This window comes from Arthrobacter sp. 260 (assembly GCF_013116745.1).
Lineage (GTDB): Bacteria > Actinomycetota > Actinomycetes > Actinomycetales > Micrococcaceae > Arthrobacter_D.
The window spans coordinates 189,293-212,268 of the sequence record NZ_JABFOE010000005.1 but is presented as its reverse complement, the minus strand read 5'-3'; the positions used below and the strand labels follow the sequence as shown (position 1 = coordinate 212,268).

The following is a 22,976-nucleotide window of genomic DNA, read 5'->3' as shown; positions in this document are numbered from 1 at the left end:
TACGCTAGCTAAAAGGATATTCAATGACACAGGCGCCACGTTCCGGCTCCGGCCGCAACAACCCCAAACGCGACGAGGGCGGTCCCCGCGAGGGCGCGCCCCGCGGCGGGTCCGCACGCGGCGGTGCCCCCCGCGCCGGGTCGGGGTCAGCGCGCGGCCGTTCAGCACGTGACGCCTTTGGTCGCGGTTCGGCTGCAGGCGCCGGTCGCGACGGCGACTCCCGCCCAGGTTCATCACGCGACGGTGCCAGCCGTGGCGGAGGTTCCGACCGAACGGGTTCCGACCGCGCCGGTTCCGACCGTTTCGGAGCGGAACGCGCTGGCGAACGTCGCGGACCAGCCCGTGAGGGTGCCAAGCGCCAAGGCCCAGCCCGGGGCAGCGCAGCGCGGGGGAAGCCAGCTCGCGACGGTGCACCCCGCGGCGAACGTCCCACCAGCGGTGGTTACCGTGGTTCGGCCGAAGGCTCCAGCGAGGGCCGCCCTTTTGCTAACCGCACCCCCAAGCCCGCCGGTGCCAAGAAGACCGGTAACCGTCAGAAGCCAGCCGGGCCCAAGGCCTTCGGTCGCGAACGTTTCGGCAAAAGCCTCGGACCGGTCCGCCGTCCCAAGACGCAGGGCCCCAAGGCACTGCCCGTGGACCGGCTCGACGTCCACAATCCCGACGGCGTGCGCCTGCAGAAGATCATGGCCTCGGCAGGAGTAGCCTCGCGCCGCGTCTGTGAAGAAATGATCGAGGATGGTCGCGTCGAGGTCGACGGCACCATCGTCACCGACCTCGGAGTGCGCGTCGATCCCGCCAAAGTGGCCATTCACGTGGACGGCATCCGGTTGCAGCTCAACGACCACCTGGTGTACTACGTCTTCAACAAGCCGAAGGGCGTCATCTGCACCATGGAGGACCCCGAGGGTCGCCCTTGCATCAGTGATTACCTCAAGAACAAGAATGAAAACGAGCGGCTCTTCCACGTGGGCCGTCTCGACGTCAACACCGAGGGGCTGCTGCTCCTGACCAATGACGGCGAACTCACCAACCGTCTCACGCACCCGTCTTATGAGGTCCCCAAGACCTACCTGGTGCAGGTGCGTGGACCGATGGCCCACGGTATCGGCGCGCAGATGCGTGAAGGTATCGAGCTCGAGGATGGCATTGCCAGCGTCGACTCGTTCCGTCTGGTCGACTCCACCCCGGGACACATCCTGGTAGAGGTGGTTCTCCACTCCGGCCGTAACCGTGTGGTCCGCCGCTTGTTCGAAGCCGTTGGTCATCCCGTCGAACGTCTCGTCCGCACCCAGGTGGGCCCCATCCGGGTCAATGACCAGCGCCAGGGCAGCATCCGGGTCCTCGGCAACCAGGAAGTCGGACACCTCCTGGCAGCGGTGGGACTCTAATACATGCCTGGCGTTAACAACGGTGGTACCCACCTGTCCGGTCCCGTGCTCATTGTGGGCACGGGGCTTTTGGGCGCCAGCATTGGGCTGGGGCTGCGGACACGGGGGATCGATGTCGTCCTGACCGACATCTCACCGTCCACCCAGGCGGTGGCCGAGGATATCGGTGCGGGACGATCCCTCACGCCGGTCGAAACCCTCGACCCGGAGCTCGTGGTCATCGCTGCACCACCGGACGTCACTGCAGACCTGGGGATCAAGGCCCTCACCGAATACCCGAACGCCGTCGTCGTTGACATCGCCAGTGTGAAAGCCTCGGTGCTTGATCAACTGGAGACTGCTGTCGACGAAGCCGCGCTCGGCCGGTACGTGGGGACCCACCCGATGGCGGGTCGCGAGAAGTCGGGACCGGTCGCCGCCAGCGCCGAACTCTTTACCAGCATGCCGTGGGTAGTGTGCGCCGGGCCGCAGAGCACCGCCGCGGCCATCCGCACCGCCGAAGCGCTGGCGATCGACCTTGGCGCGGTCGTCGCGCGTATGAGCGCCGAGGAGCACGACCAGTCGGTCGCGCTGATCTCCCACCTGCCGCAGGTGCTCTCCTCACTGGTGGCCAGCCGGTTGCAGGATTCGCCCCCGCACGCCCTCGCCCTGGCCGGCAACGGACTGCGCGACGTCACCCGGATCGCCGCCAGCGATCCGCGCCTCTGGGTGCAGATCCTGTCCGCCAACGCCGAACGGCTGGTTGAGATCCTGTACGGCGTGCGGGAAGACCTGAACCGGCTGATCGGCACCCTCGAGAACCCGACCGGCGCAGGTTCACGCCTGGACATGGCCCAACTGATTTCCGAGGGAAACGTGGGCCAGGCCCGCATCCCCGGCAAGCACGGCACCCCGCCCGAGGCGTTCGCCCGCATGACCGTCCTGGTCGACGACGTCCCCGGCCAGATCGCGCGGCTGCTCACCGAGATCGGCGACGCCGGCATCAACCTTGAGGATCTGCGGCTGGAACACTCGCCCGGACGTCAGGTGGGCATGGCCGAAATTTCGGTGGTACCCGGCAAACGGCACGACCTTCTTGAGTTCCTCACCGCCAATGGTTGGAAAGTGGTCCAGTGAACACCCCCCATTCCTCGTTCCGCATCGGCAAATCGCTCGTCGTCGCCATCGACGGTCCGTCGGGCTCCGGCAAGTCCAGCGTCAGCCGGGAAGCCGCGCGCCAGTTGCACGCCGCGTACCTTGACACCGGTGCCATGTACCGTGCGGTCACCTGGCACTGCCTCGCGGAAGGGGTGGACCTCGGCGACGGAGCCGCCGTCGAACACGCCGCCCGCACGATCGACCTGGGCATCAGCACCAAGCCGGATCACGAGTCAGTGACTGTCGGCGGCACTGACGTCACCGACGCGATCCGCGAGCCCCGAGTGTCCGACGCCGTTTCGGCCGTCGCCACCACCATGGGCGCCCGCAGCGAACTCATCCGCCGGCAGCGCCAGATCATTGCTGAGTCGGGCCACCGGATCGTCGCCGAGGGCAGGGACATCACCACAGTCGTCGCGCCCGACGCCGAAGTGCGCATCCTGCTCACCGCCAGCGAGGCAGCACGGCTGCGCCGCCGCGGCGACCAGCTGGGCGGCACGCAGACCGAGGCGGAGCTGCACAACCAGGTCCTGGGCAGGGACACCAAGGACTCGACAGTAGTTAATTTTCACCAGGCCGCAGATGGCGTGGTTACCGTAGATTCATCGGACCTCGACTTTGAGCAGACCATCACGGCCGTGCTCGACGTCGTTCGAACCGTTGCACACTGACACAAAGGAAGCACTCATGACTGACAACCAGGCCCGCCCTGACACTGAAGGGGCAGAAGAGTTTGAGCCGACCGGCGAGGACTCGATTGCGGAGCGCCTGGCCGGAATCGACGACGACGAGGCGGAGGTCCGCGCCCGGTCCCTCCGGGCAGGACTCGACGACTATGAGCTCGATGAAGAGGACGCGGCGCTGCTTGCCCTGCAGCCCGAGGACTACGACGCCGACGCGCCGCTGCGCCTCGACCCGGTCCTGGCCATCGTGGGGCGGCCCAACGTGGGCAAGTCCACCCTGGTGAACCGTATCCTCGGCCGCCGCGAAGCAGTCGTCGAGGACACCCCCGGCGTCACCCGTGACCGCGTCATGTACTCGGCGACCTGGAACGGCCGCGGGTTCACCCTCGTGGACACCGGTGGCTGGGAGCACGACGCCCGCGGCATCCACGCCCGGGTAGCCGACCAGGCCGAGATCGCCGTCGACATGGCCGACGCCGTCCTGCTGGTCGTCGACGCGACAGTTGGCGCCACCGCCACTGACGAAGCCATCGTGCAGATGCTGCGCAAAAAGAAGAAGCCGGTCATCCTGGTCGCCAACAAGGTTGACGACATCCAGAACGAAGCCGACGCCGCCACCCTGTGGGGCCTGGGCTTCGGTCAGCCGTGGCCGGTCTCGGCCCTCCACGGCCGCGGCACCGGCGACATGCTGGACCAGGCACTCGAGGTGCTGCCGAAGTTCTCCGCCCACGGTGGACTGGAACGCTCCGGCGGGCCCCGCCGCGTGGCACTGATCGGGCGTCCCAACGTCGGCAAGTCCTCGCTGCTGAACAAGCTGGCTGGCAGCGACAGGGTGGTGGTGGATCCGTTGGCCGGCACCACCCGCGACCCGGTGGACGAAATGATCGAACTCGATGGTCGTGTCTGGCGTTTCGTGGACACCGCTGGCATCCGCCGCCGCGTGCACATGGCGCAGGGCGCCGACTTCTACGCGTCGCTGCGGACCCAGTCGGCACTGGAAAAGGCCGAGGTCGCCGTCGTGCTGCTGGCCGTTGATGAAGTGCTCAGCGAGCAGGACATCCGTATCCTCAACCTGGCCATGGAGTCCGGCCGCGCACTGGTGCTCGCGTTCAACAAGTGGGACCTGATGGACGACGAGCGTCGCCGCTACCTGGAGCGTGAGATTGAACAGGATCTGGCGCACGTCGAGTGGGCGCCCCGGGTGAACATCTCGGCGCTGACCGGCTGGCACAAGGACCGGCTGACCCCGGCCCTGGACCGCGCGCTGGAATCCTGGGACACCCGCATCCCGACCGGACGCCTCAACGCGTTCCTCGGCGAGCTGGTTGCCGCCCACCCGCACCCCGTCCGTGGCGGAAAGCAGCCACGCATCCTCTTCGGCACGCAGGCCTCCTCGCGTCCGCCGAAGTTCGTCCTCTTCACCACCGGGTTCCTGGACCCGGGCTACCGCCGCTTCATCCAGCGTCGCCTCCGGGAGACCTTCGGCTTCGAAGGAACCCCGATCGAGGTCAGCATGCGGGTTCGCGAGAAGCGCGGCAAGAAGAAGTAGTCCGCTTGCGTACAACTTTCCCCAGGTACTAGACCCACGACCGCGTGTCGCCGCAAACACGCCGACTGTCCGACGTCGACGCCGCCAGTACCTGGGGAAAGATGCACAGCTCTGCGGGATGGAGATCCACGTACGGCCCCGGTTCGTTCAGGGCCTCGGTATGCGATAGGATTCTTCAGGTGGTTCAGCCGTTATCGGCTGGCGAATCGGGATGTGGCGCAGCTTGGTAGCGCACTTGACTGGGGGTCAAGGGGTCGCAGGTTCAAATCCTGTCATCCCGACAGATAGAAGCCCGTCAATCCAGACCTCAGGGTCGGGATTGGCGGGCTTTTTCGTGCTCGGTGCACTACGAGCCGGAGCGGTCCCAGGTGTGACCTCCGGCCCTAGATAAGGATCGCAATGCCGAGGTAGCTTGCACCCGCGAGGTAACAGGCCGAGGCGAGCATCATCGGAATGGCGAAGGCTTTGCGTTCCTCAGGACCCCGGTCGGGGTTCGCTCGGAGGGCGACCACGTTGAACACCAGACCCACCACCATCACCGCGATGGCAGCGACCACGAACGTATCCATAGAGCACAGCATAGGGCCCAAGACTGCCGTGCAGCCTGAGCCCTGCTCCGGGCCCTTTCAACGTCGGCGTCCTACTGGGATGTCACCGAGTATCTCAGGTGCACAGTTGCCCCCTCGCAGGCGTCCTGATTGCTCGGCTTGTCGTTGAAGCCGAGCGATGCACCGGCGAAAGAGGCGCTATCCCCGGGATGCAGCATCGAGCCGACCGCCATCGAGTTGTTCAACACCAGATAGTCGGTGATGTTGCACGTCCCGGGCCCCGCATCCTTGGCTGGTGTGACGGAACTCAGGGAGACCTCGATCGACGTGATGAACGTTTCATCGACCCCGTCGTAGGTGACCTGCCCGGCGATAGCGGCAGGGATGAACCCGGGACCCACCACCATCGGCGCAGCAGACTGGGTCATGGTCAGCGAGTTATCAGCGGCAACACATTTTTCGGGCGCCACGTGTGGGGGAGAGACCAGGAAGCCAGCGAGCACGGCCACCAACCCCAAGGGAACATACACCCGCGCACCAATCCCGACCGTGCCCGTCCTTCTGAACCACAACGCCACCACGGTGGCCAGAAACATCAGACCCACCACGACCAATAGTCCGTACCCTGCGAGGGGTCCGAAATCCGGCACTGCATCGCAGGTCATCGTCTACTCCGCGGGATCCACGCCGGTGACAGTGTTGCCAGAGAGCGTAACGGCGTCTCGGGAAAGTGCCCTGCCGGCAAGGGTGGTGCCCTCGCCGAGGGTAATGCCTCCCTGGGCCAGAATGGTGCCGGAGAGCCCGGAACCGGCGCCGGTTCCGGCAGCCCCGGTCACCACCCAGTACACGTTCTGTGCCTGCGCGCCGTTAATGAGGACCACGCTGGCGCCCGCCGCGGTGTTGAAGGCGGCGCCGGCCTGGAAGATGAAGGTGGCGTTGGGGTCGCCCTCGCCGTCGAGGGTTACGGTTCCGGTGAGGGCCATGGCTGCGATGGTGCGGTGGATTCCGACCCGGAAGGTTTGCCCTCCCAGGTCACCGGAGACAATGGTGTGGGGCGCGCGGCTCGATGCGTCGTCGAGCGCGGTCAGCAGGTCGGCCTGGGCCGCGGCTGCCGTCGGATCGCCAGCGTGAAGGGCTCCGCCGTAGGTGCCGGGCGGGAAACCGGCGACGGCGGTGGAGGGGGAGATCCCGACATCGCCGCTGAGCATCGTCGCGCCGGTGTTGGTAATGCTGGTGGCTGCCAGAACGGAGAAGGTGCTGGCGGTTCCCAGGCTGATGGGCGCTGGATTGACGACGACGGTGACCGTCGCGGTGGCGCTGTTGCCGTTGCCGGAGTTGTCCTTGACCTTGGCAAGAATGGTGTGCTGCCCCGCGGGCAGGTCGGCAGCGGTGACCGCCCACGCTCCGCCAGAACCGACGGTGGTGGTGAGGGTTTGATCGGCGATGGTCACGGTAACTGGACTGGTCGGGGCGGCACTGGTGGTGCCGGTAACGGTCGGAGTGGTGTCTGTGGTGGTGATGCTGGGGCCACCGTCGATCGCAATGGAAGGCGGCAACGCCTCGGTAAAGCGCACGGTGTTGTCAGCCAGCGTCACCGCGTCGAGTGAGAGTGCCTGACCGATCAGGGTGGTGCCTGCGCCGAGGGTAATGGCGCCCTGGGCAAGGATGGTGCCGGACAGGTGGGAGGTGGCTCCTGCACCCGCGGCTCCCGTCGCCACCCAATAGACATTGTGGGCCTGCGCACCGTTGATGAGGGCGACGCTGGCCCCTGCCGCGGTGTTGAAGGCGGCGCCGGCCTGGAAGATGAAGGTGGCGTTGGGGTCACCTTCGCCGTCGAGAGTCACCGTTCCGGTGAGAGACATGGCCCCAATGGTGCGATGGATCCCGACGCGGAACGTCTGCCCGCCGAGGTCGCCGACCACATTCGTGTGCGGTGCACGGTTGGCGGCGTCGGTGTAAGCGGTCGCAAGGTCGGCTTGGGCGGTGGCCGCTGTCGGGTTGCCGGCGTGGAGGGTGCCGCCATAGGTGCCCGGAGGGAAGCCGGCGACGGCGGTCGAGGGGCTGATCCCGAGGTCCCCACTGAGGGCGGTGGCCCCGGTGTTGGTGATACTGGTGGCAGCCAACACCGAGAAACTGCTCGCGGTACCGACGGCGATCGGTGCCGGATTGACGACGACGGTAAGGGTCTGGGTAGTGCTGTTGCCGTTGCCGGCGCTGTCCCTGACCTTGGCGACGATGGAGTACTGGCCCGCGGCGAGGTCGCCGGCGGTGACCGACCAGACTCCACCGGCGCCTACAACGGTGGTGAGGGTTTGGCCTGCAATGGTCACGGTGATGGGGCTGGCGGGGGCAGAGTTGGTGGTTCCGGTGATGGTGGGGGAGATGTCCCTGGTGCTGGTGGAGGGCCCGCCGTCGATCGCGATAGTGGGCGGCAAGGCCTCGGTGAAGCGGACGGAGTTGCTGGCCAAGGTGACAGCGTCACGGGACAGTGCCCGGCCGATGAGCGCGGTCCCTGCGCCGAGGGTGATGGCGCCGCGGGCGAGGATCGTGCCGGCAAGGTTCGACGATGCGCCCGTTCCGGCGGCGCCGGTGACTACCCAGTAGACATTGTGGGCTTGCGCACCGTCAATCAGGGTGACTGTGGCGCCTGCGGCGGTATTGAAAGCCGCACCCGCCTGGAAGATGAAGACAGCGTTCGGGTCCCCTTCGCCGTCGAGGGTGACGTTCCCGGTCAACGCCAACGCGGCGATGCTGCTGTAGGTACCGGCCGTCAGGACTTGTCCGACCAGGTCGTCGACAATTGCCGCATCGGCTGGCCTGCCGGCAAGCTCGGTGAATGCTGAGTCAAGGGCTACCTGCGCGGCCACAGCGGCGGCGTCGTTTGAATGAAGGTCGCCGCCGGCTGTTCCGGGGCCAAATCCGACGATTGCAGTTCCGGGGCTGACCCCGACGTCGCCGCTAACAGATGTTGCGCCGGTATTGGTCACCATGGTCCCGGCGAGGATCGAGAAGTTTGCTGCAGCGCCAAGCAGGCTGGGTTCGGCGACCGTCACCGGTTCGCTGGGAGTACTGACAGCCGTCCAGGTCTGGAACGCTGCGGTCACCGTGTAGGTGTAGTCGTCCGGGGGGACCGCTGTATCGGTGCACAGGGTGTCCGTGATCAGCTGATCGGGGTTACTCCCGCAGGCGGGGGAGATTGCCCCACCGTTGTCCCGGGTGATGTAGTAGCCGGTCGGGTCGAGTGGACCGATGCCGCGGGACCAGACGACGTCAACCTCGCCGGCCGTCGCGGACGTCACCTGAACATCCTCGGGCGGAGCAAGTGTTCCGGTAACCGTCGTGGCCGATAGCGTGCCTGTGCTGCTCCAGTACGCGGACCCCGGCGGAACCGTGAGTGCAACAGCCAAAATGGAGGCGATGATCCCGATGATGACGCGCTGGATCCCAACCTTGTGACGTGCTAGGTGGATCTTCGCGGGCATGCTCATCAGCAGAGGTGGGTTTCTCTTCGGCGCGGACGCGCTTACGGGTGGGAGGGGCGGATATCAAGGCACAGGCTCCGTGCCTCATGCCGCAGAAGCGCGGTGTGAGGCACGGAGCCTGGTTTCGTGGTTATGAAGCCGTGAAGAGCAGGGGTACTTCCTGTCCCTTGCAATCGTCCTGGTTGACTCCGGTGCTTTCGAGGGTCACTGTTGCCACACCGTTGTCGACGGTGCCCAGGCTGGGAATGTCGCCCGCGGTCGGTGCAGTGGTGATGGCGGCCGTGTAATCGTCGATGGAGCAGTCACCGGTCGGGACCCAGGGCATTCCCGGGGCCGTTGCCATTTCGACAGTGACACCTGTGAGGTAGAGCGAGCCTTCGCTGGGATTGGTGACGGTGAAGTCGATTGTCTGGCCGGGACCGTCAGGAACAATAGTGCCGACGGCAGCTTCCGAGGTAATCTCCAAGGCTTCACTGGTGCCGGTTTGAGCGGTTCCCGTCCCAGTTCCCGTGGAGGTCCAGTAGGCATAGGCTGCGCCAATACCCAAGATAATAAAGAGCGATGCAATAACGATCGAAATGCGTTTTTTGCCGCGGGAGGTTGTTCTGGTCATGATGTGCTCCTGTAGTGCGTTAATGAGCATGAACTCTCTGCCACTCCACGCCTGGAAAAAACTCCCGATAGAAGGCTGGCCCAGCGTTGAAAGAAGCGAATATAAGAGACCGTCGCACATAAATGTATGTGCGTGATGCCCCCACTGTAACGGCAGTAATCAATCTAATGACGAATGTTTTAAGAATGTTTTCCGCTGCATTTGATCAGGTACTGCCATCCATGGGAACCGTCAGCTCACCAGAGCAAGGAAGGGATTCCCTCCCGGACAACCAGCGGGCCCGGGAGTATGTTGTAGCTATGGCATCTGAGGCGACAGTCCTGACCGTTGACGGACCCCATGGCACCCGTGATGTGCGGATCTCGAGTCCCAGCCGGGTGTTGTGGCCCGACCTTGGGATCACGAAGCTGGACCTGGCCAAATACCTGGTGGAGGTGGGCGAGCCTTTCGTCGCGGCCAACGGTGACCGTCCGCTGGCGCTGCAGCGGTTCAAGGACGGCATTGGGGGCGAGCAGTTCTTCTCCAAGAACCCGCCCAAGGGTTCCCCCGAGTACATCCGGTCGGTGATGGTGATCTATCCCAGTGCCAGGTCCCATCCCCAGCTCGTCATCGACGAGCCGGCCGCCGCTGTCTGGGCCGCCCAGATGAACACGATCGTCTTTCACCCCTGGCCGTCGCGGGCGGACAACTCGGATAACCCGGACCAGCTGCGGATTGACCTTGACCCGCAGCCTGGCACCGATTTTGACGACGCCATCCCCGCCGCGATCGAGCTGCGCAAGGTACTGCAGGAGGCCGGGCTCGAGGCGTTCATCAAGACCTCAGGCAACCGTGGGCTACACGTGTTCGCGCCGATCGAACCGGTGCGGGAGTTCCTGGACGTACGCCACGCGGTGATTGCTGCCGCCCGTGAACTGGAACGCCGGATGCCCGACGCCGTCACGACGGCGTGGTGGAAGGAAGAACGCGGAGAGAAAGTGTTCGTCGACTTCAACCAGGCCAACCGGGACCGCACCATTGCCGGCGCCTACAGTCCTCGTGCCCTGGCCCATGCCCCGGTGTCCTGCCCGATCGAGTGGGAGGAACTGGAGAACGCCGACCCCCGCAACTACACAGTCCTCACCGTGCCGGACCGGCTCAAGACCATTGGCGATCCATGGGCCCGTTTCCATGACAAGCCGGGCTCCATCGATGAACTGCTGGGCTGGTGGCAGCGCGACCTCGACTCGGGACTGGGCGAACTCCCATTCCCGCCGGACTATCCCAAGATGCCGGGGGAGCCGTCCCGCGTCCAGCCCAGCCGGGCCAAAAAGGATAAGTAGGACACCGAGGCCAGGAAGGATAAATAGGGCAAGCAGACCGCACGTAACCTAGGCGAGGACCTCGCTCAGGTCGTACGCCACCGGGACCTCCAACTGCTCGAACGTGCACGACTCCGGGTCACGGTCCGGCCGCCACCGCGAGAACTGGGCGGTGTGCCGGAACCGTGAGCCCTCCATCTGGTCATACCTGACCTCTATTACCCGGCGGGGGTGCAGGCGCACAAACGACACATCCTTGCTCCCGCTGAACCGGCTGCGGTCGGTCTCACCACGCACCGCATCGCCGTCGGCGTCCCGCACGACGTCGGGCTCCAGTTCCTCCACCAGCTCCAGCCGCCGCTTGTTGGTGAACGCTGAAGCGCCGCCGACGTTGCGCAGCTCACCGTCGTCGTACAGTCCCAGCAGCAGGGAACCGACACCGGCACCGCTGGTGTGCACCCGGTAGCCAAGGACGACGACGTCGGCACTGCGGTGGTGCTTGATCTTGAGCATGCGGCGCTTTCCCGGCTCGTACCCGGCAGCGAGCGGCTTGGCGACCACACCGTCGAGCCCCGCACCTTCGAACTCAACCAGCCAGCGGCGGGCGAGCTCCACGTCATCGGTGGTCTGTGACAGGTGGACGGGTGCGGTGAACTCGCCCGCGATCCGTTCCAGTGCGGCGCGGCGTTCGGAGAAGGGGGAGTCGAGAAGGTTCTCGGAACCGTCGGCCACCAGATCGAACGCGATAAACGAGGCGGGTGTCTCCTCCGCGAGCAGGCGGACCCGGCTCTCCGCGGGGTGGATGCGCTGGGACAGGGCCTCCCAGTCCAGTCGCTCATTGCCCGGGGATCCGGTGCGCACCACAATCTCACCGTCCACCACGCAGCGCTCGGGAAGGGAAACCTTCAGCGCCTCCACCAGTTCGGGGAAATACCGGGTGAGCATCTTGGACCCGCGGCTGCCAATGTCAACGGTGTCGCCGTCGCGGTGGATGATGGCCCGGAAGCCATCCCATTTAGGTTCGTACAACAGGCCGCCGGTCACGGTGTCGGGCGCGGGCACCTCGCTGACGGCTTTGGCGAGCATGGGCTGGAGGGGGAAGGGCAGATCGGTCATGGTTCGATCTTTCCTCACTCGGCGGTCAGTGGGTAGTGCGCACCTGCCCATTGACCAGGCACTATGCCTATACTCGATCAGTGGCATCCCCAGGACGTCGCGCCCAGTCGACCGGAGTATGACGAAAGGCCGCCCATGAGCAACGTTCCAGAGAATCTTCAGTACACCTCCGACCACGAGTGGGTGACTACGCCCAGCAACGACGGTGTGGTCCGCGTTGGGATTACCGACTTCGCCCAGGATGCCCTCGGTGATGTGGTGTACGTCCAGATGCCCGAGGCCGGGTCACCCGTTACCGCCGCCGATGTGGTGGGTGAGGTCGAGTCGACCAAGAGCGTCAGCGACATTTACGCCCCCGTCACCGGTGAAGTGGTGGCACGCAACGAGGCCCTCGAGGACAACCCGGCGTTGATCAACTCCGATCCGTACGGGGAAGGATGGCTCCTCGAAATCAAGGTCACCGATCCCTCGGCTGTGGATGAACTTCTGAGTTCAACGGAGTACTCACAGCAGGTAGGCTAGAGGGACCGGGCACGTCCGGCACAGCTAGGCAAGATCACCGTTGCAAGGACACGGTGGCCAATCGGTCTCTCGACTGGTTGGCCACATATTTTGGGGAGGGAACACCAATGGTTGGCAACGAGAACGCAGCCACGCATGGCGGATCAGAGCAGCAGGCGCCGTCGCCGGAGACCACCACCATCGGAATCCCTGCACTGGCACCGGCAGCCGTGGTGGACCCCAAGCTTTCCCCCGAAGAGCAGGCAGCAGTTACGGCCCTACCCAGCAGTTCGGCCTTGCTCATCGCCCACAGCGGCCCCAACGCCGGTGCGCGATTCCTCCTCGACCAGGATCTGACCACCGCCGGCCGTCACCCCAACGCCGACATTTTCCTCGACGACGTCACGGTGTCGCGCAAGCACGCCCAATTTGAGCGCGTCGAGGGCGGGTTCACTGTCAGTGATACCCGCAGCCTCAACGGCACCTATGTCAACAATGACCGGGTGGACAATGTGGTGCTGCGCAACGGCAATGAAATTCAGATCGGCAAGTTCCGTTTGACCTTCTACAGCGCCCAGACCGCAGCAACACAGCAGCCCCCAGTCCCGCCACTCGGACAGGAATAGGTCCCGCTGCATGCCCTCACCCCAGTCAGCACGGCGCACCGTAGGCATCGCTCCCGAGCGAGTCCACGGCAACGTGCTCAACATCGGCGAGGTCCTGACGGAGCTGTCCGAGGACTTCCCGCAGATCACTGCGTCCAAAATCAGGTTCCTTGAAGAGAAGGGCCTGATCTCGCCGCAGCGCACCCGCGCCGGCTACCGCAAGTACGCACCGCACGACGTCGAGCGCCTCCGGTTCGTGCTGGCGCTGCAGCGGGACCAGTACCTGCCGTTGAAGGTCATCAAGGACTACGTCGACGCGATCGACCGCGGCGAGAAGCCCGAGTCCCTCCCCGGCGGGATGACCCTGTCGCCGCGGATGGTCTCCGAGCAGTTGTCCCGCGACCTGCACTCCTATACCCGTTCACTCACGCTTGAAACCCTGACAGCTGAGGCAGGGGCCCGGCACGCGCTGGTCCTCGACCTGGTGGGCTTCGGGCTGATCGCCCCGGTCGACGGGCGATTCGACGAACACGCCCTGCGGATCACGCGGGCGTGCGTGCTGCTCGAAGGTCACGGCATTGAACCCCGTCACCTCCGCCCGTTCCGTGCGGCCGCTGACCGCGAACTGGGCCTCGTCGAGCGGGTGGTTGCACCCGTCGCCTCCCGGCGTGACGTCGCCTCCAAGGCCCGCGCCGCCGAAATGGCCCGCGAGATCAGCGAGCTGTGCCTCAACCTGCACACGGCGCTAGTGCAGGGACAAATTTCCCGCATGGATAGCTGAGGCGGCCCACAAATGCTTGAAGTAGAAGTTGTCGGAGTACGAATCGAACTGCCCTCCAACCAGCCCCTGGTCCTCCTCAAGGAGACCCAGGGCGAACGCCACATTCCCATCTGGATCGGCGCGCCTGAAGCCAGCGCCATCGCGTTCGTCCAGCAGGGCATCGTCCCGCCGCGCCCCATGACCCACGACCTGATGGTCAGCGTGGTCCACGCCCTGGGCCGGTCCGTCCGGCAGGTGCAGCTCACCAGCGTGGAGGACACGGTCTTCCACGCTGAGCTGGTGTTCGACGACGGCACCTCGGTGAGCTCCCGGGCCTCCGACGCCATCGCCGTCGCCCTCCGCGTCCCCTGCCCGATCTATTGCGCGCCCTCGGTCATGGAGGAGGCTGGCGTCGAGATCACCGAGGCGACCGAGGAAGACGACGAAGCTCCCGCCACCCCTCCGGTGAACGCCGAACGCGAACTGCGCCAGTTCCGCGAGTTTCTCGCTGACGTCGAGCCGGAGGATTTTGAGCGCTGACGGCCCGACACGCCAAACTCTTTAGGGCCCGCATCTTTGACCTGGGGTGTCCGGCAATCTAACGTCGAAGCATACGGTTCCATTGCACTACCAATGAACTCAGGGCAGACTTGAGAGCAAACCCTGAGAATCTTGGTGTGTGTCGAATGCCTGCCGTGCCCAGTATTCCAACGGTTAACAGAACGAGGAGGCAGCACGTGAGTCCCAAAGGCGACGCCGGTACGGGTTCCAACGCGGTAGCGGCCGGAACTGGCATCCCTGCCAGCGCACAGGGCCTCCTCTTCACCGAAGACCTCCCCATCCTCGACGAGGACGCCGGCTATCGCGGTCCCACCGCCTGCAAAGCTGCCGGCATCACCTACCGCCAGCTCGACTACTGGGCCCGCACCGGTCTGGTCGAACCTGCGGTGCGCGGCGCTTCCGGGTCCGGCACCCAGCGTCTCTACGGCTTCCGGGACATCCTCGTGCTCAAGGTGGTCAAGCGGCTCCTCGACACCGGCGTCTCCCTGCAGCAGATCCGTGCGGCCATCGAACACCTCCGTGAACGCGGCGTCGAGGACCTGGCCCAGATCACGCTGATGAGCGACGGCGCCAGCGTCTACGAGTGCACCTCCGCCGAGGAAGTCATCGACCTCGTTCAGGGCGGACAGGGTGTGTTCGGCATCGCCGTCGGTAAGGTCTGGCGCGAGGTGGAAGGCAGCCTGGCTGCGCTACCCAGCGAACACGCAGCGGACCAGGACTTCCCGGACGACGAACTCAGCAAGCGCCGGGCCACCCGCAAAATCAGCTAGCTTCCCGCCTCACAACAGGGAATCCCGCCTTTTCCGGGGCAAGGGACTTATCCCGTCGGGCCCGCCAGTCAATTCGACCCAGCAGGCCCCGCCCGCCACGCCTCAGGCGCGACGTGCCACCCGGCTCCGCAGCCGCCCCGAGTCCACCACGTTCCTCAGCAGCTCGTCAAAGTAGCCGGACGTCTGGCGCGCCAATTCCCCTGGCCAATGGTGCACCGAATGGGCGGCACCCTGGATCTGCTGCCAGTTCTCCTGGTCGGTGATGATCGGGCTCAACAGCAGGTCACCGAACATCTGCCGCATCTCGGCAAGCCGGAAGGTATGTTCATTCGAGTTCGGCCGGACCCGGTTGGCGACAATCCCCGCAGTCGACAGGTTCGGGGCGAACTCCCGCTTGAACAGCTCGATCGCGCGCATGGTTCGTTCGGTCCCTGCCACGGAAAACAGGGCCGGCTCGGCGACCAGCAGCACCCGGTTGCTGGCGGTCCACGCCATCCGGGTCAGCCCGTTCAGAGACGGCGGGCAATCAATCAGGACAAGGCCGTAGCCCTCCACCCGGGACAATAGAGTGGTCAGGCGGCGCAGGTCCCGCCGGCCGAGATCGGGCCGGTCATAGATACCCGCGTAGGCGGAGCCCACGGCCACATCGAGGACGGGCTTGGCGCCCGACGACGGCAGGTTGCGTTGCCGTGCGGAGGCTACCCAGCCGCTCGGTGCCACATTGGCGGGGAGGTCGCCGCGGCGGGCGTTCCTCAATAGCCGCCCGATGTCGATCCGGTCGCCTGGCTTCACGCCCAGGCCGGTGGTGGCATCTGCGTGCGGGTCCAGATCCACCACCAGGGTCGGAATGCCGGCTGCCAGCGCTGCGGATGCCAGTCCGAGAGTGACCGAAGTCTTACCGACGCCGCCCTTGAGACTGCTGATGCTCACTACTTGCACTTCTTACCCAATACCTAACATCTCGTCGAACAACGCTCCCATCATAGGTTGACCGGGTGCCGTTACGAAGCCAGCCCACGCCGCTTCCGGAACACGATGTTGCGAAGGGTTAAGAGTGGAACCTCACAGCGCGGTAGGGTGAGCAGTGCCGTGATGTAGCACACGGTCGCACGTATCCACTGGTGAGATGCACGTACGCAGGAGAGCGATGTTTTCGAAGATTCTGGTAGCAAACCGTGGCGAAATAGCCATCCGTGCCTTCCGTGCTGGCTTCGAGGCCGGCGCGAAGACAGTTGCAGTGTTCCCTTACGAGGACCGCAACTCGATCCACCGTCAGAAAGCTGACGAGGCCTACCTCATCGGTGAGGAAGGCCACCCCGTCCGTGCCTACCTGGACGTGCAGGAAATCGTCCGGGTTGCCAAGGAATCCGGCTGCGATGCGATCTATCCGGGCTACGGGTTCCTCTCCGAGAACCCCGGCCTCGCCCGGGCCGCCGAGGAGGCGGGCATCACCTTCGTCGGCCCACCAGCAGACGTCCTCGAACTTGCCGGCAACAAGGTCCACGCGCTGGAGGCCGCACGCAAGGCTGGCATCCCGGTGCTGAAGTCCTCGCAGCCGAGCTCAGACCTCGACGAGCTCATCGCCGCCGCGGACGAGATCGGGTTCCCCATTTTCGCCAAGGCGGTTGCCGGTGGCGGCGGGCGGGGCATGCGGCGGGTGGACAAGCGCGAGCAGCTCAAAGACGCGCTGGAGGCAGCCATGCGCGAGGCCGATTCCGCCTTCGGCGACCCCACGATGTTCCTGGAACAGGCGGTGCTCCGGCCCCGCCACATCGAGGTCCAGATTCTGGCCGACGCGCAGGGCAACGTCATGCACCTTTTCGAGCGTGACTGCTCAATCCAGCGCCGCCACCAGAAGGTCATCGAGATTGCCCCGGCGCCCAACCTTGACGAGGACATCCGGCAGGCGCTGCACCGCGACGCCGTTGCCTTCGCCAAGGCCCTGGGTTACGTCAACGCGGGAACCGTCGAGTTCCTCGTCGATACGGTCGGGGAGCGGGCCGGCCAACACGTGTTCATCGAGATGAACCCCCGCATCCAGGTAGAGCACACGGTCACCGAGGAGATCACCGACGTCGACCTGGTGCAGGCGCAGCTCCGTATCGCTGCAGGCGAATCCCTGGCCGATCTGGGCCTGAGCCAGGACAGCGTCCAGGTCAGGGGCGCCGCCCTGCAAAGCCGGATCACCACCGAGGACCCCGCAAACGGTTTCCGGCCCGACGTCGGGCAGATCACCGCCTACCGGTCCGCCGGCGGAGCAGGGGTGCGGCTCGACGGCGGCACCGTCTACGCGGGCGCCGAAATCAGCCCCCACTTCGATTCCATGCTGGTGAAGCTGACCTGCCGCGGCCGCGACCACAAGTCAGCGGTGACCCGTGCCCGGCGTGCCCTCGCCGAGTTCCGGGTGCGGGGGGTCTCCACCAACATTTCGTTCCTGCAGGCCGTGCTCGACGACCCGGACTTCATCGCCGGGGACGTCGCCACCAACTTCATCGACGAGCGCCCCCAGCTGCTGACCGCCAGGGTGTCCGCCGACCGCGGCACGAAGCTGCTCACCTGGCTCGCCGACGTCACTGTCAACAAACCCCACGGCGAGCGGCTCGTTGAGATCGACCCGGCCGAGAAGCTCCCCGTTGCCGGCGAGCACGACGCCGCCCCCGGTCCAGGATCGCGGCAGCGGCTGCAGGAGCTCGGCCCCGAGAAGTTCGCCGCCGAGCTTCGCGCCCAGACCGCCGTCGCTGTCACCGACACCACGTTCCGTGACGCGCACCAGTCGCTGCTCGCCACCCGGGTGCGCACCCGTGACCTTGTGGCTGCCGGCGATGCCGTATCCCGGCGGATGCCCCAGCTGCTCTCGGTAGAGGCGTGGGGCGGCGCCACCTACGATGTTGCCCTCCGGTTCCTCGGAGAGGAGCCGTGGGAGCGTCTCGCCGCGCTCCGGAAGGAACTGCCCAACATTTGCCTGCAGATGCTCCTGCGGGGACGCAACACTGTCGGTTACACCCCGTACCCGGAGGAGGTGACGGAGGCCTTCGTCAAGGAAGCAGCAGAGACCGGCATCGACATCTTCAGGATCTTCGATGCCCTGAACGACGTCTCACAAATGGAACCTGCCATCCGCGCGGTCCGCGCCACCGGCACCGCCGTCGCGGAAGTGGCCCTCTGCTACACCTCCAACATGCTGGACCCCGAGGAGAAGCTCTACACCCTCGACTACTACCTGGACCTGGCCCAGCGGATAGTCGACGCCGGTGCGCACATCCTGGCAATCAAGGACATGGCCGGACTGCTGCGGCCCGCCGCGGCGGCCCAGCTGGTCACCGCCCTGCGGGAACGCTTTGACCTGCCGGTCCACCTGCACACCCACGACACCGCTGGCGGACAGCTCGCCACCTTGCTGGCCGCGGTCGATGCAGGAGTCGACGCCGTCGACGTCGCCAGCGCCTCGCTGGCGGGCACCACCAGCCAGCCCTCGGCGTCGGCCCTGGTCGCGGCCCTGGCCAACACTGAACGCGACACCGGCATTTCCCTGGCAGATGTGTGTTCGCTGGAACCCTACTGGGAAGCGGTCCGCCGGGTGTATGCACCCTTCGAATCCGGCCTCCCCGGTCCCACCGGACGGGTCTACCGCCACGAGATTCCTGGCGGCCAGCTGTCCAACCTACGGCAGCAGGCCATTGCCCTGGGTCTCGGGGAACGGTTCGAGGCCATCGAGGACATGTACACCGAGGCGGACCGGATGCTCGGACGGCTGGTGAAGGTCACGCCGTCGTCCAAGGTGGTCGGAGACTTGGCGTTGCAACTCGTGGGCACCAACGTGGACCCCGCGGACTTCGAGCAGAACCCGCAGAACTATGACATCCCCGACTCCGTGATCGGCTTCCTCAGCGGTGAACTGGGCGACCCGCCGGGCGGCTGGCCTGAACCCTTCCGCACCAAGGCGCTCCAGGGCCGCGAGGTCAAGGTCCGCGATACCGAGCTGAGCAGCGAGGATCAGGCCGCCTTGACCGGGGATTCCGCGCAGCGGCGCGCTACCCTGAACCGGCTGTTGTTCGCGGGGCCCACCAAGGATTTCCTGGCCACCCGGGAAACCTACGGTGACGTCTCCGTCCTGGACACCCGGGACTACCTCTACGGACTGCAGCAGGGCAGCGAGCATGTGATCGCCCTGGAGAAGGGTGTCCGGCTCATCGCCACGCTGAGCGCGGTGTCCGAGGCGGACGAGAAGGGCATGCGCACCGTCATGTGCACCCTCAACGGGCAGATGCGTCCCGTCGTCGTCAGGGACCGGAGCATCCACAGCGACGTCAAGGCGGCGGAGAAGGCCGACAAGGCCATCCCCGGTCAGATCGCTGCACCGTTCGCGGGGGCGGTCACCATTACGGTCGCCGAGGGTGACACTGTTGAACAGGGCGGCACGATCGCGTCGATCGAGGCCATGAAGATGGAGGCGGGCATCACCTCGCCGGTCGCCGGTACGGTCAAACGTGTCGCCGTCGAGAAGGTGTCGCAGGTGCAGGGTGGCGACCTGCTGATCGTGGTGGAGCCCGCCTAACCGGTACCTCGGCGCGGGGGAGGGTGCGCTAGTGTTTTGCTTGAGACCGGGCGCCCTTCGCTGCGCCCCACTGACCCGTGAGGAACCATGTCCCTGCAAGAACGCTCCGCTAACGGCGGCCGCCGATGACCCACTACGACCTGGTAATCGTCGGATCCGGATCCGGGAACAGCCTGATCACACCGGATTGGGACAACCGCAAGGTGGCGATCATTGATGGGGGAACCTTCGGGGGGACCTGCCTCAATGTGGGCTGCATTCCGACGAAAATGTTCGTCTACCCGGCCGAGCAGGCCACCGATGCGCGCGAGGCCTCCCGGCTGGGCGTCGACCTGGAGCTGCGCAACGTGCACTGGCGGGCCATCCGTGACCGGATCTTCACCCGCATCGACGCCATCTCCCAGGCCGGCCGACACTACCGGGCCGAGGAACTGGATAACGTCACCCTCTACGAGGAGTACGTCCGGTTCACCGGCGACAAGTCGTTCGTCACCGGCGCGGGCGAGGAAATCCACGCCGAGCAGGTGGTCATCGCCGCCGGCTCGCGTGCGCTCCTTCCCGACATCCCGGGCATCACCCTGCCGCAGGTCCACACGTCCGACACCATCATGCGGCTGGAGGAGCTCCCGGGCAGGATCCTGATCCTCGGTGGGGGCTACATCGCCGCGGAGTTCGCGCACATCTTCGGCGCGTTCGGGTCGGCGGTCACGGTGGTCAACCGCTCCGGGACCCTGCTGCGGTCACTCGACGACAGCGTCTCCGAGGCGTTCACCGCCGAAGCCTCACGCCAGTGGGACGTAGTTCTCAACCGCACGGTCTCCTCCCTCACCGCCAACGACGACGGCTCGGTCCGCGCGGTGCTGGCGGGCGACGGCGACGACCGCGTACTGGACATCGACGTCGTCCTGGTGGCCGCTGGAAGAGTGCCAAACACCGACCGTCTGGGAGCGGCCGACGTCGGGCTGGATCTGGAAGCCGATGGCCGCCTGGTGGTCGACTCGCACCAGCGGGTGCTCCGGGATGGCGTGCCGGTGGACGGGCTGTGGGCGCTGGGCGACGTCAGCAACAGGTTCCAGCTCAAACACGTCGCCAACCATGAGGCGCGGATCGTCGCGCACAACGTGACCCACCCTGACGAGCTGCGCCGCAGCGACCACCGCTTCGTCCCGGCGGCCGTGTTCACCCACCCGCAGATCGCCGTCGTCGGGCTGACGGAGACCGAGGCGCTGGCGAAGGCGGAGGCCGAAGGGTTCGAGGTCACCGTCGTTGTGCAGCAGTACGGGTCAACCGCCTACGGCTGGGCCATGGAAGACACCACAGGTTTTGTGAAGCTCATCGCTCACCAAGGCACCGGTCAACTGCTGGGAGCCCACATCATGGGGCACGAAGCCTCGATGATCATCCAGCCGCTGATCCAGGCCATGTCCTTCGGCCTGGACGCCCAGACCATGGCCAGCGGGCAATACTGGATTCACCCGGCCCTCACGGAGGTTGTCGAAAACGCGCTCCTGTCCCTGAAGGCCGGGTAAACCCGCTACGCGCGTGGCGCCGAGTAGATCGATTCGACCACCGAGGAGTAGTCCTTCAGGACCTGGGCTCGCTTGATCTTCAGGGACGGCGTCAGGTGGCCGCTGGTCTCGGTGAAGTCGGTGGCCACGATGCGGAAGGCCTTGATCGACTCCGCCTGTGAGACGTTCGCGTTGGCCTGATCCACCAGCTGCTGCACCTCGGCTGTGACGAGTGGGTGCTCGGCTGCCTGGGCGACGGTGGTGTCCTTCGGCAGCTGGTGCCGGTCCAGCCAGCCCGGCAGGGCCTCCTCGTCGAGGGTGATCAGCGCGGAGATGAACGCCCGGTGATCTCCGACGACCACGCACTGCGATACCAGGGCGTTGGAGCGGATGGTGTCTTCCAGCTGCGCTGGGATCACGTTCTTGCCGCCGGCCGTGACGATGATTTCCTTCTTGCGGCCGGTGATCTTCAGGAATCCCTCGTCGTCGAGCTCGCCGATATCGCCGGTGCGGAACCAGCCGTCGACGAACGCTTCCTCGGACAGGTCGTCGCGCTTGTAGTAGCCGCGCATCACGCACACACCCTTGGCGAGGATCTCGCCGTCGTCGGCAATCTTCACGGCGTTGCCGGGAAGCGGGGCGCCCACGGTGCCGATCTTGATCTTCTTCGGGGTGCTCACGGTGATTGGGGCGGTGGTCTCGGTGAGACCGTAGCCCTCGAGGACCATCAGGCCGATGCCGTGGAAGAAGTGGCCCAGGCGGTCACCCAGTGGCGCGCCGCCGGAGACGGCGTGCTCCACCCGGCCGCCCATCGCCTCGCGGATCTTGCTGAACAGGATCCGGTCAAACACGGCGTGTTTCACCTTCAGCATCAACGGGACCTTGCCGGCCTGATCCGCCTTGGACCATTCGATGGCCACCTTGGCGCCGGCGTGGAAGATCTTGCCCTTGCCGCCGTCCTCGGCCTTGAGCATTGAATTGTTGTAGACCTTCTCGAACACCCGGGGGACAGCGAGGATAAAGGAGGGCTTGTAGCTCTGTAGGTCCGGGAGCAGGTTCTTCACATCGGGGGTGTGGGCCACCGTGGCACCAGCGGCGACGCACAGGACCGAGATGAACCGGGCGAACACGTGAGCAAGGGGGAGGAACATGATGGTCTGAGCGCCTTCGTGGGCGACCTCGGGGAGAGCGGCCTGAGCGTTGACCGAGAGTTCAACGAAGTTCCCATGGGTCAGTTCACACCCCTTGGGCTTGCCGGTGGTTCCCGAGGTGTAGATGATCGTGGCGACGTCGTCGAGGCCAGCGGTCCGGCGTCGGGCGTCCAGGGCGGCGTCGTCGATGCCGCTGCCAGCGCTGCGCAGGGCGTCGAGTCCGTTGCCGTCGAGCTGCCAGACATGCTGGGCGCCCGGGATGTTGGCTGCGGCGGATGCCTGGCGGACTACGTTCTCGTGGCGTGCCGATTCGACGAACGCAGCGACAGCCCCTGAATCCTCAAGGATCCAGCCCACCTGGGACGGGGAGGAGGTCTCGTAGACGGGGACCGAGATGGCTCCGGCGAACCAAATCGAGAAATCAACCAGTGACCATTCATAGCGGGTGCGTGCCATGATTGCGACGCGGTCGCCGGCCTGCACGCCGCTGGCCATCAGACCTTTAGCCAGCACCTGGACGTCGGCGAGGAATTCAGTCGCCCGGATGCCCTGCCATTCTCCGGCGCTGTCCTTCTTCGAGAACAGTGCCGGGTTGGAGGGCTTCGAAGCCTGTTTGACAACCAGCTCCGTGATATTGCTGTCACGGGGGGTGTCCACCAGGACGGGGACGCTGTATTCGCGCACGACTATCTCCTTTGATATCTCCAAAACCTGCGGGATTTCTTTAGCCTATAGGTTCCACAGGTGT

Annotated in this window: 19 protein-coding genes and 1 tRNA gene; 13 read left to right on the top strand and 7 right to left on the bottom strand. The window is 65.7% G+C overall.

Annotated elements, in window-relative coordinates; translation table 11 throughout:
* Positions 1-23: 23 nt before the first annotated feature.
* The 5 genes from HMI57_RS08165 (at position 24) to HMI57_RS08145 (ending at position 5,038) form a co-directional block, all read left to right on the top strand.
* Positions 24-1,388 (top strand): pseudouridine synthase, encoded by a 1,365-nt coding sequence (locus HMI57_RS08165; RefSeq protein WP_171585441.1) that lies wholly within the window; start codon positions 24-26, stop codon positions 1,386-1,388.
* 3 nt (positions 1,389-1,391) lie between these two features.
* Entirely contained in the window at positions 1,392-2,504 is a 1,113-nt protein-coding gene (locus HMI57_RS08160; RefSeq protein WP_171585440.1) for a prephenate dehydrogenase, read from the top strand.
* Positions 2,501-3,196: a (d)CMP kinase gene (cmk, locus tag HMI57_RS08155; RefSeq protein WP_171585439.1), complete on the top strand. Its 696-nt coding sequence runs from the start codon at positions 2,501-2,503 to the stop codon at positions 3,194-3,196. The genes HMI57_RS08160 and cmk overlap by 4 nt, the downstream gene beginning before the upstream one ends.
* Positions 3,197-3,212: 16 nt before the next feature.
* The gene (gene der / locus HMI57_RS08150; protein WP_171585438.1) at positions 3,213-4,757 is read left to right on the top strand and encodes a ribosome biogenesis GTPase Der; all 1,545 of its coding nucleotides are present in this window, start codon (positions 3,213-3,215) and stop codon (positions 4,755-4,757) included.
* Between the two features lie 207 nt (positions 4,758-4,964).
* Positions 4,965-5,038, top strand: a tRNA-Pro gene (locus tag HMI57_RS08145).
* 102 nt (positions 5,039-5,140) lie between these two features.
* On the opposite strand, the gene HMI57_RS08140 is transcribed toward HMI57_RS08145, so the two are convergent.
* The 4 genes from HMI57_RS08140 to HMI57_RS08125 all read right to left on the bottom strand — a co-directional run bounded on the left by HMI57_RS08140 (position 5,141) and on the right by HMI57_RS08125 (position 9,400).
* Entirely contained in the window at positions 5,141-5,326 is a 186-nt protein-coding gene (locus tag HMI57_RS08140; protein WP_171585437.1) for a hypothetical protein, read from the bottom strand.
* Positions 5,327-5,397: 71 nt separating this feature from the next.
* Positions 5,398-5,970 (bottom strand): hypothetical protein, encoded by a 573-nt coding sequence (locus tag HMI57_RS08135; RefSeq protein WP_171585436.1) that lies wholly within the window; start codon positions 5,968-5,970, stop codon positions 5,398-5,400.
* 3 nt (positions 5,971-5,973) lie between these two features.
* Positions 5,974-8,787: an ice-binding family protein gene (locus HMI57_RS08130; protein WP_171585435.1), complete on the bottom strand. Its 2,814-nt coding sequence runs from the start codon at positions 8,785-8,787 to the stop codon at positions 5,974-5,976.
* Positions 8,788-8,917: 130 nt separating this feature from the next.
* The gene (locus HMI57_RS08125; RefSeq protein ID WP_171585434.1) at positions 8,918-9,400 is read right to left on the bottom strand and encodes a hypothetical protein; all 483 of its coding nucleotides are present in this window, start codon (positions 9,398-9,400) and stop codon (positions 8,918-8,920) included.
* A 299-nt stretch (positions 9,401-9,699) separates the two neighbouring features.
* Between HMI57_RS08125 and ligD the strand changes: the two genes are divergently transcribed.
* Positions 9,700-10,722 carry a non-homologous end-joining DNA ligase gene (gene ligD / locus HMI57_RS08120; protein WP_171585433.1) on the top strand — a complete coding sequence of 341 codons (1,023 nt, stop codon included), beginning with the start codon at positions 9,700-9,702 and terminating at the stop codon, positions 10,720-10,722.
* A gap of 48 nt (positions 10,723-10,770) precedes the next feature.
* Here ligD and HMI57_RS08115 read toward each other — a convergent pair whose 3' ends face one another.
* Positions 10,771-11,817 (bottom strand): ATP-dependent DNA ligase, encoded by a 1,047-nt coding sequence (locus HMI57_RS08115; protein ID WP_171585432.1) that lies wholly within the window; start codon positions 11,815-11,817, stop codon positions 10,771-10,773.
* Between the two features lie 135 nt (positions 11,818-11,952).
* On the opposite strand from HMI57_RS08115, the gene gcvH reads away from it, so the two are divergent.
* The 5 genes from gcvH to HMI57_RS08090 all read left to right on the top strand — a co-directional run bounded on the left by gcvH (position 11,953) and on the right by HMI57_RS08090 (position 15,014).
* Positions 11,953-12,339, top strand: coding sequence for a glycine cleavage system protein GcvH (gene gcvH, locus HMI57_RS08110; protein ID WP_171585431.1), 387 nt, complete (start codon positions 11,953-11,955; stop codon positions 12,337-12,339).
* A 107-nt stretch (positions 12,340-12,446) separates the two neighbouring features.
* Positions 12,447-12,944, top strand: coding sequence for an FHA domain-containing protein (locus tag HMI57_RS08105; RefSeq protein ID WP_171585430.1), 498 nt, complete (start codon positions 12,447-12,449; stop codon positions 12,942-12,944).
* A gap of 10 nt (positions 12,945-12,954) precedes the next feature.
* Entirely contained in the window at positions 12,955-13,704 is a 750-nt protein-coding gene (locus HMI57_RS08100; RefSeq protein WP_225668011.1) for a MerR family transcriptional regulator, read from the top strand.
* Between the two features lie 12 nt (positions 13,705-13,716).
* Positions 13,717-14,223 carry a bifunctional nuclease family protein gene (locus tag HMI57_RS08095; protein WP_171585429.1) on the top strand — a complete coding sequence of 169 codons (507 nt, stop codon included), beginning with the start codon at positions 13,717-13,719 and terminating at the stop codon, positions 14,221-14,223.
* A 197-nt stretch (positions 14,224-14,420) separates the two neighbouring features.
* Complete coding sequence (locus HMI57_RS08090) at positions 14,421-15,014, top strand: MerR family transcriptional regulator (protein WP_171585428.1); 594 nt, start codon at positions 14,421-14,423, stop codon at positions 15,012-15,014.
* Between the two features lie 102 nt (positions 15,015-15,116).
* Here the strand turns inward: HMI57_RS08090 and HMI57_RS08085 are convergent, their stop codons facing one another.
* Positions 15,117-15,953 (bottom strand): AAA family ATPase, encoded by an 837-nt coding sequence (locus tag HMI57_RS08085; protein WP_171585427.1) that lies wholly within the window; start codon positions 15,951-15,953, stop codon positions 15,117-15,119.
* Positions 15,954-16,161: 208 nt separating this feature from the next.
* Between HMI57_RS08085 and HMI57_RS08080 the strand changes: the two genes are divergently transcribed.
* Together HMI57_RS08080 and HMI57_RS08075 are read left to right on the top strand one after the other, a co-directional pair.
* Positions 16,162-19,569: a pyruvate carboxylase gene (locus HMI57_RS08080; protein WP_171585426.1), complete on the top strand. Its 3,408-nt coding sequence runs from the start codon at positions 16,162-16,164 to the stop codon at positions 19,567-19,569.
* 125 nt (positions 19,570-19,694) lie between these two features.
* Positions 19,695-21,098, top strand: coding sequence for a mycothione reductase (locus HMI57_RS08075; RefSeq protein WP_171585425.1), 1,404 nt, complete (start codon positions 19,695-19,697; stop codon positions 21,096-21,098).
* Positions 21,099-21,103: 5 nt separating this feature from the next.
* Here HMI57_RS08075 and HMI57_RS08070 read toward each other — a convergent pair whose 3' ends face one another.
* Entirely contained in the window at positions 21,104-22,912 is a 1,809-nt protein-coding gene (locus tag HMI57_RS08070) for an AMP-binding protein (RefSeq protein ID WP_171585424.1), read from the bottom strand.
* Between the last annotated feature and the right edge of the window lie 64 nt (positions 22,913-22,976).